The organism is Acidobacteriota bacterium (assembly GCA_016716435.1).
Taxonomy (GTDB): Bacteria; Acidobacteriota; Blastocatellia; order Pyrinomonadales; family Pyrinomonadaceae; genus OLB17.
On the sequence record JADJWI010000001.1, the window covers coordinates 529,691 to 544,190 of the forward strand.

16 protein-coding genes are annotated in these 14,500 nt (G+C 55.8%); 10 read left to right on the plus strand and 6 right to left on the minus strand.

Annotation, left to right across the window (positions count from 1 at the left end):
- Positions 1-131 precede the first annotated feature (131 nt).
- The 6 genes from IPM21_02650 to IPM21_02675 all read left to right on the plus strand — a co-directional run bounded on the left by IPM21_02650 (position 132) and on the right by IPM21_02675 (position 4,718).
- Positions 132-500 (plus strand): hypothetical protein, encoded by a 369-nt coding sequence (locus IPM21_02650; GenBank protein ID MBK9162809.1) that lies wholly within the window; start codon positions 132-134, stop codon positions 498-500.
- 113 nt (positions 501-613) lie between these two features.
- Entirely contained in the window at positions 614-1,804 is a 1,191-nt protein-coding gene (locus tag IPM21_02655; protein MBK9162810.1) for a trypsin-like peptidase domain-containing protein, read from the plus strand.
- 12 nt (positions 1,805-1,816) lie between these two features.
- Positions 1,817-2,059, plus strand: a complete 243-nt coding sequence (locus IPM21_02660) for a hypothetical protein (GenBank protein MBK9162811.1) — start codon at positions 1,817-1,819, stop codon at positions 2,057-2,059.
- Positions 2,060-2,090: 31 nt separating this feature from the next.
- A complete protein-coding gene (locus tag IPM21_02665; protein ID MBK9162812.1) occupies positions 2,091-2,951 on the plus strand; it encodes a 3'(2'),5'-bisphosphate nucleotidase CysQ in 861 nt (286 codons plus the stop codon).
- Positions 2,952-3,776: 825 nt separating this feature from the next.
- Positions 3,777-4,361: a hypothetical protein gene (locus IPM21_02670; protein ID MBK9162813.1), complete on the plus strand. Its 585-nt coding sequence runs from the start codon at positions 3,777-3,779 to the stop codon at positions 4,359-4,361.
- A gap of 60 nt (positions 4,362-4,421) precedes the next feature.
- A complete protein-coding gene (locus IPM21_02675) occupies positions 4,422-4,718 on the plus strand; it encodes a hypothetical protein (GenBank protein ID MBK9162814.1) in 297 nt (98 codons plus the stop codon).
- A gap of 9 nt (positions 4,719-4,727) precedes the next feature.
- Here the strand turns inward: IPM21_02675 and IPM21_02680 are convergent, their stop codons facing one another.
- Together IPM21_02680 and IPM21_02685 are read right to left on the minus strand one after the other, a co-directional pair.
- A complete protein-coding gene (locus tag IPM21_02680) occupies positions 4,728-6,284 on the minus strand; it encodes a B12-binding domain-containing radical SAM protein (protein MBK9162815.1) in 1,557 nt (518 codons plus the stop codon).
- Between the two features lie 125 nt (positions 6,285-6,409).
- Positions 6,410-7,219: an SDR family oxidoreductase gene (locus IPM21_02685; protein MBK9162816.1), complete on the minus strand. Its 810-nt coding sequence runs from the start codon at positions 7,217-7,219 to the stop codon at positions 6,410-6,412.
- A 43-nt stretch (positions 7,220-7,262) separates the two neighbouring features.
- On the opposite strand from IPM21_02685, the gene IPM21_02690 reads away from it, so the two are divergent.
- Both IPM21_02690 and IPM21_02695 read left to right on the plus strand, forming a co-directional pair.
- Positions 7,263-8,540: an exonuclease SbcCD subunit D gene (locus IPM21_02690; protein MBK9162817.1), complete on the plus strand. Its 1,278-nt coding sequence runs from the start codon at positions 7,263-7,265 to the stop codon at positions 8,538-8,540.
- 1 nt (position 8,541) lies between these two features.
- Positions 8,542-9,240, plus strand: coding sequence for an LON peptidase substrate-binding domain-containing protein (locus IPM21_02695; GenBank protein MBK9162818.1), 699 nt, complete (start codon positions 8,542-8,544; stop codon positions 9,238-9,240).
- 15 nt (positions 9,241-9,255) lie between these two features.
- Here IPM21_02695 and IPM21_02700 read toward each other — a convergent pair whose 3' ends face one another.
- Positions 9,256-10,221, minus strand: a complete 966-nt coding sequence (locus IPM21_02700) for a hypothetical protein (GenBank protein MBK9162819.1) — start codon at positions 10,219-10,221, stop codon at positions 9,256-9,258.
- A 152-nt stretch (positions 10,222-10,373) separates the two neighbouring features.
- Between IPM21_02700 and IPM21_02705 the strand changes: the two genes are divergently transcribed.
- Positions 10,374-12,239 (plus strand): hypothetical protein, encoded by a 1,866-nt coding sequence (locus IPM21_02705; GenBank protein MBK9162820.1) that lies wholly within the window; start codon positions 10,374-10,376, stop codon positions 12,237-12,239.
- 77 nt (positions 12,240-12,316) lie between these two features.
- Entirely contained in the window at positions 12,317-12,856 is a 540-nt protein-coding gene (locus IPM21_02710; protein ID MBK9162821.1) for a bifunctional (p)ppGpp synthetase/guanosine-3',5'-bis(diphosphate) 3'-pyrophosphohydrolase, read from the plus strand.
- On the opposite strand, the gene IPM21_02715 is transcribed toward IPM21_02710, so the two are convergent.
- From IPM21_02715 to IPM21_02725, 3 genes are read right to left on the minus strand one after another with little or no spacing between them, the layout of a single operon-like run.
- Complete coding sequence (locus IPM21_02715) at positions 12,853-13,473, minus strand: M23 family metallopeptidase (protein MBK9162822.1); 621 nt, start codon at positions 13,471-13,473, stop codon at positions 12,853-12,855. The two genes, IPM21_02710 and IPM21_02715, sit on opposite strands and share 4 nt — an antisense overlap.
- Positions 13,474-13,521: 48 nt before the next feature.
- Positions 13,522-13,968, minus strand: coding sequence for a molybdenum cofactor biosynthesis protein MoaE (locus tag IPM21_02720; protein ID MBK9162823.1), 447 nt, complete (start codon positions 13,966-13,968; stop codon positions 13,522-13,524).
- Positions 13,968-14,438 carry a hypothetical protein gene (locus IPM21_02725; GenBank protein MBK9162824.1) on the minus strand — a complete coding sequence of 157 codons (471 nt, stop codon included), beginning with the start codon at positions 14,436-14,438 and terminating at the stop codon, positions 13,968-13,970. Before IPM21_02725 ends, IPM21_02720 begins: the two co-directional genes overlap by 1 nt.
- Positions 14,439-14,500 lie beyond the last annotated feature (62 nt).

Below are 14,500 nucleotides of genomic sequence, written 5' to 3' on the forward strand. Positions count from 1 at the left end.
CGGATTGCGTATTTGGTGTGAACGACAACTGAAGTTCGATTCATTCACAACGCTCCGAGTCCCCCGGCCTGATAAGCCGGGGGTTTGTTCTAAGGACCGAGGTTTAAACCTCGTTTACCAGCGTTAATATTATGTATCTCGTTCGCGAAACGTTCCTGCTCTTCGGACTCAATCTTCTGGATGCGCTCTTGACGCTGATCTGGGTAAGGAACGGCGTTGCGGAAGAAGGAAACCGGCTGATGGCCGAGCTGCTCAATATAAGCGACGTCGCGTTCCTTTCGGGCAAACTCGCTGTCGGATTATTGGCCGCGGTCGTGTTGTTGAAATGGGGCTATTTCCGGATCGCGAAGATCGGCGTTTCGATCGCCCTGGTGCTTTACGTTGGCCTGATGGGAATTCATTTCCTGACCGGACTCACCGCCGCCGGAATTGTCTCAAACGGCACCGTAAGCGGCGCCTTTGCCTTTTTCAAGCCCGTGATCGCCCTGTTTCTCGGTTAAGCTTCCCCGCCCGAAACCGATCACATCTCATTTTCGTAATCCAATACGCAACGCCGTTTTATGAAACCGGCATCAAATGCGTAAGATATTTTTTGCTTGGAAATAATACGAAGATGAATACAAAACCGGTCTATCAGCTTTCAGCACGACAAATAATCCTCCTTGGTGTTGTCACCGCCTTTGCGGCGGTCGGCATCACGGCCGCGATACTTTTTAGCTACAGCTACTGGGTGGCAAATTCGCCATCTGCTGTTTCGCTGGCCGAGGCTCCGCCGCCGAGCATCTCTGACCCCTCGGCGGTCTCTGATGAACAGAACAACATCGAAGTCTACAAGGCCCTTGCCCCGGGTGTGGCGTTCATCAACACGACCGCCTATACCCAGAGTTGGTGGGGCGATGTTCAGGAAGGCCGCGGCAACGGCAGCGGTTCGGTGATCGACGCCCAGGGCCATATTCTCACTAACTATCACGTCATCGAAGGAGCCCAGCGGATAACGGTCAACTTCGGCGGCGACCGCGTTTATCCGGCGAAGCTCATTGGCGGCGACCCGGACACCGACCTTGCCGTGATCAAGATCGACCCGCCGGCGAGCGGCCTGACCGTCGTCGCTCTCGGCGACTCTGACAAGCTCGAGGTCGGGCAAAAGGTGCTAGCCATCGGCAATCCGTTCGGGCTTGACCGCACGCTGACGACCGGCGTCATCTCCGGGCTTCAGCGGCCGATCCGTGCCCGCAACAATCGGCCGATTGACGCCGCGATCCAGACCGATGCCTCGATCAACCCCGGCAATTCGGGCGGGCCGCTGCTTGATAAATTTGGCAATATGATCGGGATAAACTCGCAGATCCTTTCGCCCGCCGGCGGTTCGGTCGGCGTCGGTTTCGCGGTGCCGGTCAACACGGCAAAGCGGATCGTGCCGCAGCTCATTCAGTTTGGCGAAGTTCGCCGGCCAAAGTTGAGCGCGGAGCTTCGTCCTGTGGCAGAATACGTTGAGCGCGGCTATCGCCTTCCGGTCGAGAACGGCTTGCTCGTCGGTTCGGTGATCCCGAACGGTCCGGCGGCGAATGCAGGCATTCGTGGGCTAATGCGCGACGGCGACGGCTCCGTACTTCTCGGCGACATCATCCTCTCGGTCGATGGTGAAGAGATGAACACGCTTGACGACATCTATCGCCTGCTTGACCGGAAGCAGTTCGGCGACACCATCAACGTCGAGATCTTCCGCGGAGGCGAACGCGAAACGATCCCGGTACGGCTGACACCGCCGCCGGCACAGGGCCGCACGACGCGGCGGACGCAGTAACGGCCACGGCAGATGAAAGAAACGAACGATTTCTTTAACGACGGATTCGGCTGGGTTTGCAGGCATTGCCATCGCGAACTCAGCCGTTCCGCATCTGACGAAAGCGATTCGCTTTCCCGCCTGATGACCGAAGGTGAGGCCGAGGGCAGAGCACCGCGGCTGACCAACGAGGCGCTTGCAAAATGGGCTGACCCCGAACGCCGCACGCTGATGTGCCCGCGATGCGGCATCACCGAACTTATCGACATCTTCTGAAGCCGCCGTCCGCTGTGCTAGATTGAAATTGATGTACAAAAAGGAATTGGACGCCGCGATCGGAGCGGCCAGGGCCGCCGGTGTGCGGGCACTTGAACACTACCGCGATGGCTTTGAGACCGAAAGCAAGATCGGCGTCGATAGCTACGAAGAACCGGTCACGATCGCCGACCGCGAGGCCAGCCGGATCATCGTTGAGCGGCTTGCCGATGCCTTTCCCGCCGACGCAATACTTTCAGAAGAAGAAGTTGACGAGGTCGAAAAGCGTCTTTCCTCCGAAAGGGTTTGGATCATCGACCCGATCGACGGAACTTCCGGCTTCGTAAAAAAGGACGGCGATTTTGCGGTGCAGATCGGGCTCGCGGTCGCGGGCGAACCGGTCGTCGGTGTCGTGCTGCTTCCATATCATGACGTCACCTATTTTGCGGCCCGCGATGCCGGTGCGTTTCGGGAATCGGAAGGAAAGATCGAACGGCTGAGAACGTCGGAAAAACTGGACTTCGCTTCGATGCAGATGGCCGTTTCGCGAAACCATCGCAGCCCGAAGATCAATGCCATTTTGACCGAGTTTGGCGTCGAGGGCGAGATGCAGCGTGGTTCGGTCGGGCTCAAGATCGGGCTCATCGCCGAGCAAACCTGCGACCTGTACATTCACCTTTCGCATCGGACAAAGCTTTGGGATACATGTGCTCCGCAGATAATTCTTGAGGAGGCCGGAGGGCGGCTGACCGACCTTTGGGGAACGCCTTATCGGTATGACGTTCGGGATCTGCAGAATTGGGGCGGCATCGTCGCGACCAACGGCGCAGTTCATGCGACCACCATCGAACGGCTCCGCCCGCTAATGCGTGAATTTGGAAGGGTAAAATACAGGTCCCGAAGCGATAGATAAAGTCACGGCCCGAAGCAACTGTTTCGGTGCATCGAGTTTCAAAGCGAATGAGTGATCAATGAAATCTCCATGAAATTTTTTTCGTTTCTAATCGTATCGGTAGCATATCTCCTTTTCGCTCAACTTTCGATTTACGCTTGTTCGTGCACACCTGAGGCGGGCGCGCCTACTTGTCAAAAAATCGGGACATCAGACGTAGTTTTTGCCGGCACGGTCATCGAGAAGATCCGCCCCGGCTCAGAAATGGCGGGTTCATATCGATTTCGTGTAGATAAGGTCTATAAAGGATTGAAATTTGATAGAACCGAAGTTGTAGTTGTTCCCGGTTTCGGGTCCTGCGTGACGAGCTACTCGACAGGGATACAGTACATAATATTTGGCAGCAATTCGGCTCGACCCGATAAACCTTGGGTACATTCCGGGCCGTGTAATGGTTCAAGAACCGCCTCTGAATCTGATCTAGCTTTTCTCGATCGTTACCTTAACGGGGAGACTGAAACAGTAGTTTATGGTCGCGTCTTGCAGTGGGTTAGGTCGATTGGGTACCCACAAGAATCCGAAAGCACTCCGGTAGCAAACGCAGAAGTCTTCTTAGAAATGGGTCAACAGAAACTGTCGGTACGCTCGGGCGACAATGGATGGTTTGCATTTGGCTCAGTTCCACCCGGCTCGTATTTCATCAGCAGCACCCTCAGTCCATTTATTCCATACAAGCAAGATTCACCAATTACGGTCACGAAGGGTGGATGTTATTTGGTCTTTCCGGAACTGCGAGCAGATGTACGGATCGGTGGAAAAGTCGTTGACCATCTCGGCAGACCGGTGATGGACACCAGGGTCGAACTGCTTCGCCGAAACTCGAACGGCGAATGGTATCAGACTTATAGGCACTCGGCCGAAACGAAATCGGATGGGACGTTCAGCTTTGAGGACCTAGAGAGTGGGGATTACCTTGTCCTTCACGACTCGTCTGACGATAGTCCTTATCCGCGAACGTATGCTCCCGGGGTTGAATTAAAACATAATGCTCGAGTCGTTTCAGTTGAGCCTCGCGGCTCAGTCAGCGACATTCTTCTGAAATTGCCCCAAAAGCATAAGATTCGTACCGTCGTTATCAAAGTAGTTAACGAAGATGGCTCCGCCGCCGGACCGAACCTGCTTCAGGTATTCACTAAGAATGGCCTAATACGCAACTTTGGCGGCTTCGCGAGTCGGTTGGGAGTTGAGGGCTTCGAGTTCAAAGCATATCAGGAGCGGACCTACGAATTCGGGGCCCGCTACTGGGTCGATGATCTCGACACCGATATTGAGAACAGACGCTTGCTCGTTGCCGAACCCATCGAACTGAGCCCTGGAAAGAAGGATGTCGAAATAACCCTACGGCTAAGCGAGAAAACTCGCGAACGGTGAAGAGTCATCCTTAAATATCAGATGCTTTAAACCGTCACTAAACACTTTGCTCTAGACTCGCTGCAACCGATTGTTCCAGAATCCTCCGTCGCCGAGCAAACCTTCGACCTTTATATCCATCTTTCGCACCGGACAAAGCTTTGGGATACATGTGCACCGCAGATGATTTTGGAGGAAGCTGGCGGACGGCTGACCGACCTTTGGGGAACGCCGTATCGGTATGACGTTCGCGACCTGCAGAATTGGGGCGGAATAGTGGCGACGAATGGCGCCGTTCACAAAGCGACGATCGAACGACTGCGGCCGCTCCTTACGGATTTCGGCCGCGTTCGGGTTACAAATAATAGGTCAGCTTAGTAAAGAGAATTACTGTGCAGCTTTCAGCTCGCGGCCTTCGACCCGCTTTCTGCGCCTGAAAGCCCAGTATGTCGAAAACCCCTCGCGGGAAAGCTGGATGATCGAACGGCGATTATCGAAAAGAAGTTTCAACCACGCCCGCTTGCTCATCTGCGGGAAATAGATTCCGCGGAAGAAGAGCCGGGCGACCAGATGGCCGATGCGTGTCTCGATCGGCGCATGGCGGATCGCTTTGATCGCTTCCCAGTTACGCTCGGGGCCGTAGCTTCGCGACCAGGCGTTGAAGGTCTCTTCCTTAGCCTCTTCGATCGTCATTTTGAGCGGATCGTGAGCCATGACGAATGGGGCGAAGTCGAGCCAGTGCTTCTTTCGCTTGAGGCGGCCGGCTTTCTCGAGCCGCTCATAGAGCGGCGTCGCCGGGAAAGGCGTAAGCTGGCCAAAGACCGGAAGCCCCGGAGCCCAGCTTTCGATCTGATCGACGGTCCGTTCCGCGACCCCGACCGTGTCATTGTCCATTCCGAAAATGAAAGATGTGATGGCGTAGATATTTCGCTTTGCGAGCCCATCAAGCACGGCCTTGTAATCCGCCGGCTTAGAGAATTGCTTGTTGACATCGGCCATATTCGCCGGGTCAATTGATTCCATCCCGATAAAGATCCATTTCCCGCCCGCCTCGGCGATAAGATCGACGAGCTCTTCGTCGCCAAGCAGATTTGCTGAGATCTGAGCGACCCACGGCAGCGTTGCCCCGGCCGCGATCATATCGCGAAGCAAACCCTTGAGACGCTTTTTATTGATCGCGAGGTTGTCATCGATAAAGAATACGGCGATCTGGCCCTTCTCACGCTTTGCACGTTCTTTCAAGCGAAGTAATTCTTCGACAACGCTTTCGTTAGAACGGAAGCGGATGGAATCGCCAAAAAAGCCGGTGACCGTACAAAACTCGCAGCCGTAAGGGCAACCGCGGCCGGTCTCGATCGGCACAACGAAAAACTTGCCCCAACCCGCGCCCATTTTGGACAGCATCGGCTGGAGAAACTTTGGTACAAGCGAAAATTGGTCGAGGTCAAGCGTCTCCCACGGGATGTGCGGATAAGACTGCAAGCTCGGCTTTATGTCATTTCCCTTCGCGTCGAGCTCGGGTGTGTAAACCTCTTTTAGTTCACCGCGGGCGGCGTCTGCAACTATCAGCGGCCACGTTGCGTCGGCCTCGCCTAATGCAACAGCATCGGCGTGTCGCGGCCCGCCATCGCGGCCAAGCGCTTCATCCGGACATTCGGTGACGTGTGGCCCGCCCATAACGACCGGAATGCCGGCCTCGCGGAGAGAATCCGCAACCTTATAAGCACGAGCAACCATTCGCGTCATCGCTCCGATGCCGACCAGGCCGATGTTTTCATCCTTGCAAAAACGGACGAGCTCCTCGCGGCTCATCGCCTTTGCATTACCATCGATCAAGATGACCTCATGTTCCTTCGGCGTAAGCGATTGGAGCAAAAACATCCAAAGATGCGGCATGAAGTTACGGGTGATCCCGTTATCCGGATTATAAAGAAGTATTTTCATTCGCAAGCAAAACCCAAGCGGATAGCGTAATTTAAGCTCCTATCCACAGTATTTCAGGGGGATAGAAAACACTGTAATTTGGAAACTAGACCAAACCGAATGATGCCATTTTTCAGTGCATAAAGCTATCTTAAAAATATTTTCTTCGTCAATGCTCGGAAAAAACTTTCCGGCAAGATTCGGCGGAGCGTGAGCAGCCCTTTTGTATTGACCCCGTAGCGGAGCTTGGAAGTTCCATCGGTGACCGCGCCATATATCACCTCGGCGACCGCCCGTCCATCGGGCGCTTCCTCGCCGCCTTTGCTCATAAAGTCCATGAAATTGCCGAATGCCGGCTGGTAAAATGCGAGCGTCGCATCATCCGGAATGTCACGTGAACGGCCATAGAAGTCCGTCTTTATCGGGCCGGGCTCGATGATCTTGACCTTGATCTTAAATGGGTCAAGTTCGTATTGAAGCGATTCGGTAAAGCCCTCGACCGCCCATTTCGTTGCATGGTAAAGACTGCTGTAAGGAAACGCGGTCCGACCGCCGATCGAGGATATGTTTACGATCGTTCCGCGCCGCTGTTCGCGGAAATATGGAATCACTTCGCGGCAAACGTGCATCAGCCCGAAAACGTTCGTCTCGAACTGCCGCCGTATCTGCTCCTCGCTCGCTGCCTCAAATGGCCCGAGCAGACCGTAACCGGCGTTGTTAACGACCGCATCAATGCGGCCGAAATGTTCGAGCGTTTCGGCGACCGCGGAGCGGACCGAGTCGGGCTCGGTGACATCAAGCCGAAATAGCCGAAGGTCGACTATCTTCTTCAGGTCCTCGGCATTTTCGGGCGAACGCATCGTCGCCGCGACTTTCCAATTCTTACTCTGAAACAGCTTCGCCGTCTCTTTTCCGATACCGCTCGAAGCACCAGTAATTAAGACCACCTTATCCATAGCGGCGAGTTTACCATAGGGCCCGTTATGATAAACTCGGGCTATGCGGTTTCTTCACATTGCGGACGTCCATCTCGGATGTACGCGATACAACCTGCCCGAAAGCCCGCGAGATTTTTTCGATGCCTGGGTCGATGTTCTGCAGCGATATGCGATAGAAGAAAAGGTCGATTTCGTCATCATCTGCGGCGACTTTTTCCATAAGCGCAACGTGCCGCCGGAGACGATGAATTACGCCGTCGCGGGCCTGACGCTTTTGAAAGATGCCGGCATTCCGGTCGTCGCTATTGAGGGCAATCATGACCAGAAATTTGCCGATAGCGAATATAGCTGGCTTCGGTCGCTCGCCTTCTGGAACCTTCTGATCCTGCTCGAACCGGAAAACCGCGACGGCAAGGCTATTTACACCGCTTGGGACGAGGAATATAAGAAAGGCGGTTATGTCGATATCGGCCGGGCACGCATATTTGGCTCGAACTGGTACGGAGCGGCGGCGAATTGGGCGATCCCCATGCTGACCGAAGCGATCGGCGATCACCGCCGCGAGGACGCATTTCACCTGCTGATGCTCCACACGGACGTCGAAGGCCATCAGAAGCATCCGATCCCTGCTCTTTCGATCTCGGCGTTGAAAGAGCTTAAAGCCGTAACGGACTACGTCGCCCTCGGCCACACGCATATGCACTACGAGATCGACAACTGGGCGTTCAACCCGGGCTCGATCGAGGTCACCAACATCTCCGAGTTTCGCGAGACTCGCGGGGCATTCATCGTCGATGTCGCTGACGACAATTCAGTCTCTGCCCGGCACGTTACCGAATACACACACCGGCCGTTTCAGCGGCTTTACTTTGAGGTTGATCGGTTCGAGCAGCCGGCCGAGCTCACCGCCGCCGCGATCGAATACGTCCGCCAGAATGCCCGCGAGGCAACCGCCGATCTTCCGCCGCCGGTGCTTGAGATAACGCTGAAAGGCCAGCTCGGTTTTGCCAATTCGGCTCTTGAGCTAAAGAAGATCCGCGACGAAGTGAAGAAGATCACTTCGGCGTTTCATGTCCTGGTCAAAAACCATTCGGTCCCGATCGAATACGCCGTCGCGGAAGACGTTGACCGCTCGGCAAATCGCGAGACACTTGAGCGGCACGTGGTCGGCGACCTCGTCGCCCGAGATAAACGTTACAGAAAGGTGATGCCCGAACTAGCCGAGGCGGTCATCGGTGCAAAGCGGCAGGCACTCGACGGCGAAGACCCCGAGAAGATCGCCGAGTTCATCGCTCAAAAGTCCGCCGCACAAGCTCACGCCGCCGGAGCGGCCGAATAATATGTCAGAAGCCCTCGAAAAGCTCGGCGACCTCCGCCGGGTACCTGTCTTCCCGCTTCCGCTCGTGCTAATGCCCTACGAGCTTTTGCCGCTTCACATCTTTGAACCGAAATACCGGCAGTTGCTCGATGACGTTCAGAACGCCAACGGCTTTTTTGGGATATCGATGTTCGACCCCGAAACCGGTTTTGAGGACCGGCCCGCCGCCGGCAGCGTCGGCTGCATCGCCGAGGTCCGCGAGGTACAGACGATGGAGGACGGGCGCTCGAACATCCTGACAATGGGCGTTGCCCGCTATCGGCTTTTGGATTTTGTGGATGAAGGAATGCCGTATCTAACGGCCGAGATCGAGATTTTTGAAGACGCCGAAGATGTCGGGCCGGAGCTAAAGGTACGCGCGGACGAGGCCTATTCGCTTTTTGAGCGAGTAGCGAAAGCGGCGTACAAGCTCGGCGGCGGCCGCGGACGTTTGCCCGATATTCCGCGGGCCGAACCGGAACAGCTATCGTTCCTGATCGCGGCGGCGTTTAATCTGGAAACCGAAGTAAAGTACGAATTGCTCGAAGAGCGTTCGACCGCCGCCCGGCTGGAACGGCTCTCAACGATCCTTAAGCAGTCGGTAGATCAAATGGAAGAGAATGCTGAGATCTTTCGAGCCGCTCAGACGAATGGCCACGGTAAAAAGAAGATCGACGTTTAGCTTCGGCGGTCGGTCTTACGGCATCGTCAGCGCCGCTTTCAGAAAGTCTATCACTCGCTGCTCGTACGTCTCAGAAAGCTCCATCGAAGCGGTGATCAGACCCATTCCCGATGGGCTCAGGTCCATCTTTGCATCAACGGTCGTCGATGCCGGAAAGCACTTGCCCAGTTTGTTGGTCGAATCCTGAAGCGCCGGTGCGTCAACGCCGCCAAGCAGCATCGTCCGGCGATCTGCGACCGACTTTGCCAGCTCGCAGCCCGAGACGCGGCCGTAACAGCCATCATAAAAATAAGAATAGGTGCCAAGCGAGGCGACCTTTGACGTTACAGAACTTGCAAACGGGAACTTCTCGCCGATCACTCGTTCCATCAAGGCGTCAGAATCCGCAGGAACCGAATCGAGCACCAACGCCTTTACGGTCTGGTCCTTTGAGGCGGCGTTAAGCGCGGCAAGTGCTCCGATCTCGACGCCATAAATGCCTATGTCTTTGCCAACCTGCGGCATCTGCTCCGGCGAACGAAGCGAGCGAAGATAGCCGATCGCCGTGGCGACATCGTCGCCTTCACATCCGCCGAATGACGAACATTCTGTTGAAGGATCCTCGCCGTGTCCGCGAAGGTCCGGCATAAGTACGGTAAAGTTCGTCGCTTCATTGAGCTTGACGCCGAGGTTCAGTACGTGTGAACGGTCCGCTCCAAAACGATGAAGTAGTATTACGGCCGGAGCGTTCGGGATACCGCGAAGCAGCCAGCCGCGGGCGGCCGAGCCGTCCCGGTTTTGCCAAGTCTCTTCAGTGACCTGGGCTCCACGCGAGCTCAACATTCCGTATTGCTTGGGCGTAACGATGTACACCCGAGTTCCGGGCCGCGATGTCTCATGGACAAGCCAAACGCCTGCGACCGCGATCGCGATCACAAAAAGAACGATGGTCGGAGTTACAAGGCGGACAATGCTCTTGAAAAGTCTTTTGGTCTTAGCCATAGCGGTAATAACAGCGTGCGTTGTAGTGATGTATGGGGCGTGCAACCGTGGAGGTTGTTGCGGAGTCAAATGAACGTTGAGAAAAATGGCTTCTGCAAAGCCAATTGGAATGATAGCATACTAGGTGCCATCTGTTAAAGAGGTTTTTAACTATGTTCAACACCCGTCCTGCCGCTTTTTTCCTGACAATTTTTGTGTTTTCGTTCCCGGTCATTGCTCAGACTGCCGTTTCGTCGGGCACATCTGGCTCGGCCACGGGGCTTCGGACGCCGATAATCAGGCTTGCTGAGGTCCGCGAGGGCATGCGCGGAACGGCCCGTACAGTTTTTCGCGGCACGGAGCCGGAGGAATTTAACGTAGAGATAATCGGCATTTTGCCAGGCGGCGTTGGGCCGAAACAGGACCTTATCATCGGCCGCATAAGCGGCGGCGGTGCGGATCGAACGGCGGTTTTTGCCGGAATGTCGGGCTCGCCGGTCTATGTTGACGGCAAGTTGATCGGTGCGATCTCATACGCATTTCCCTTTTCAAAAGAGCCGATCTGCGGGATAACGCCGATCGAACAGATGGTCGAGATCTTTGAATCGAACGAGTCGAATCGCCGAACGTCGGCGCCGCAGGCGATATCATTTGCTGATATCGCGTCCGCGAAGATGCCGGAGCTGACGCACACCGTCGATAACGGAATGCTCGCCGCTACGACATCGACAAATCCGATGATGGCGTCGATCGCGGGGCAGACCTTTCGGCCGATCGGCGTTCCCTTGACGTTCAACGGAATATCTCAGCAAACGCTTGACGCCTTCGCCCCGCAATTAATGCGTGCCGGACTTGTTCCGGTCGCGGCGGCCGGAGGAACTTCGCCGATCGCTCCGATGAAAGCGGCCGATGAGAATACTCTGAAGCCCGGTGCTTCCGTCTCAATGCAGATGACCCGCGGCGACTACAGCCTTGCCTCTTCCGGCACGGTCACGCTCCGCGAGGGCGACCGCATTTACGCCTTCGGCCATCCGTTTTTAAGCCTCGGAGTCTCTGACCTTCCGATGTCAGAATCGAGCGTCGTGACGGTCGTGCCGAACGTCAACAATTCCTTTAAGCTCGCAGTGCCGACGGCAATGGTCGGGACGATGACGCAGGACCGGGCGACCGGCGTGTTCGGCAAACTCGGCCAGGCACCGAAAATGATCCCGGTGAAACTCAACATCGAATCAAGCCGCGGCAAACGCGACACGATCAATTTTGAAATGGCGAAAGACGAGTTCCTAACGCCGCTGCTGCTCAACATTGCCATTTATAATTCGCTGGTCGCACAAGAGCGGACCATCGGCGAGACGACCGTGTTCCTCGACGGCGAGATCAGATTCAACGGACAGAAGCCCGTGAAGATAGATCGCCGATTTGCCGGCGGCCAGTCCGCGATGATGGCGGCGGGCTCGATCGCGGCACCGGTGAACGCAATGCTCCGGAGCCGGTTCGACGACCTCGATATGACCGGCATCGAGCTCGACCTCAAGATGATCGACGGCAGTCGGACCGCCTCGCTCGAACGCATATCGGTCGACCGTTCTGATGTTCGCCCCGGCGAAACGGTGGAGATCACCGCATACGCTCGGGCGACCGATGGCCGCATCTACACAGAACGGATTCCTTTCGTCGTCCCGAGCGACGCCCCGGCCGGGCAGCTTTCGATTCTCCTCGGCGATGGCGGTGCGGTGCTAAAGACCGACGCCGTTCAGCACTTCACCCCGGGCTCGCTCACCGAACTTATAGACGGTGTTAATAAGACGCGAACGCCGGATCGGCTTTACCTAAAGGTGACGCGAGCTTCAAAGGGTATGATCATAGGCTCGGCCGAGATGACAAATCTTCCGCCATCGGTCCTTGCCACGCTTTCAAGCTCGCGAAGCTCGGGCGGGTCGAAGTCTCATGTTGAAACGGTCGTCGTCGAGGCAATGGTCCCGCAATCGGAGATGATAATTTCGGGCGAGCAGAAGCTCGAGATCGTCGTAGTTCGGTAGGCCGAAACCACGTGAAAAAAAGTAAGGTCAGTGGCCGGTGCCATTGACCTTTTTTCTTTGTTTCGGCAGACTGGAATATGAACACTACAAAACTGATACTCCACGCCGCGAGCTTTGCGGCCTACCGCCACCGCGATCAACGCCGCAAAGGCAGCGACGCCCAACCTTACATAAATCACCCGCTCGACGTTGCCAATATGCTGTGCGATATCGGCGGCATCGACGACCCCGAGATCCTGGCTGCGGCCATTCTCCACGACACGGTCGAGGACACGGAATCGACCGGCGACGAGATCCGCGAGCTATTTGGCGAACGGGTCGCCGGCTATGTGCTTGAGGTGACCGACGACAAAAGCCTGCCGAAGGCAGAGCGAAAGCAGTTGCAGGTCGAGCACGCTCGGCACCTCACGCCGGGCGCAAAGGCGATCAAGCTCGCCGACAAGATCAGCAACGTAACCGACGTAACGAACCACCCGCCAGCCGATTGGCCGCAGGAACGCCGACGGGAATATATCGAATGGGCCGAACGCGTAGTCGCCGGGCTGAGAGGTGTGAACCCCGAGCTCGAAAAACACTTTGACAATGCCGCCGCGAAGGCAAAGGCAAAGTTCGCCTAGTTCTTTTTCCGGAGCAGCCCTTTGGCCCGAAGATCAAAACGTATTTGAAGCGGGGTCTTTTCTCGCCACGCTCCGATGTGGATGTGCGGCGAGCGGCTAAAGCCGTTGTTGCCGACCTTCGCGAAGGGCTGGCCGGCGGTGACCTTGTCGCCCTCCTTGACCGTGACGTCGGCCACGTGTGCGACCAGGACCATCAGGCCGTCGTCGTGCTTGAATACGACAAAGCTCGCAGGCGGCTTGCCCATCTCGCCCGGTTTATTGACGACAGGATTGATGTGGATACGTGCGACGGTTCCATTGATCGGAGCAAGGACCGTCTCCTTCCAGCCGTACCAATCCTCGTTCGTCTTTCCGTCGGTCTTGTAAGCCTTCGAAAACCCGGAACTCTCGTCCGCCGAAAGGCCGCCGGTGACGATACAATCCGCGCCGAGATCATCGCCCGGATACTTCAGCTGGCCCTCGAAATGCTCGCTGCACATATAGTCAGCATTGAAGAGCGGGTGAATGAGTGCGAACCCGATCGCGTCCGACTTGGCAGGCGGAGCCGCCGGCTCGGGTGACTGAGCACTAACAGAGACGGCAAGTAAGAGAATTGCAAAAAGAAAGAAAAATCGCATCAGAAGGTCCTCCGTTCTTATTAACGCGGAAAACAAGCGCGGTAAATATCAGTTGGAATTATCGGCCTCGCCCTCGGACCATGCTTCGCCGTCGGCGTAAACCTCTTTCTTGAAGATCGGAACCGTTCGTTTCAGTTCCTTGATCAGCCATTCGCAGGCAGCGAAGGCGGCCTTGCGATGCGGTGCGGCAACGGAGATAACAACGCTCGTCTCGCCGATCTCAAGCCGCCCGAGCCGATGCACGATGCCGATCGCCGAGACCTCAAACTCCGCCTTCGCCCGCTCGATGAGCTTCGCCATCTCCTTCAAGGCCATCGGCTCATAGGCCTCGTAAACCAGATACTCGGTCTCTCGCACTTCGCCCGCCGCTTTGTCTTTCGTAAACCGCCTCGCGTAGCCATCAAGCGTAACCGTCGCCCCGCATTCAGCCGGCACAACCCGCCGGGCAACAGCCGCAAGATCGATCGGATCGGTTGTAAGTTCGTAGAAATCCATCAAGAATGCTCAGCTTCGTGCTTTACTTGCCAAAATGAGATCTCGAATTCATCCAAATTCTCAGGATCGTCAGGTTGATAAAAATTGACTTTGCATAGCCGATCTGGGAAGTCGTGTGCAAGTTTCACTCTGTATATCGAGGCAAGGGTCTCACCAAGCAAGATCGCCTTATCTAATGTTAGGTCTTCACATCCAGCGTGGTGAATATCAGAAATGTGCAGATGATTCATGACCGTTTCAACAGCGAGTCTGTCGCCTGAATATGTTTCCTCAAAACCCCTCAATGAATCTACACTGAAACCCTCTCGCAGAATATAGTCTTCGAAAACGACAAACGTTGGCCAAAATATGGACGCGTATCCGATAGCTAACGAGAATGAACCTTCACAGCCGATCCAGGACTCCAGATCGATGCCGGAGCCTTCATTCCACGCTGATAGTTGCGCTTGCATGCTATCTGGAACTTTCATATTTGATCAAATAGGACGATCAATTCCGCCTGCAGCTCTGCGGGAAAAAGCTCCCCAAACTC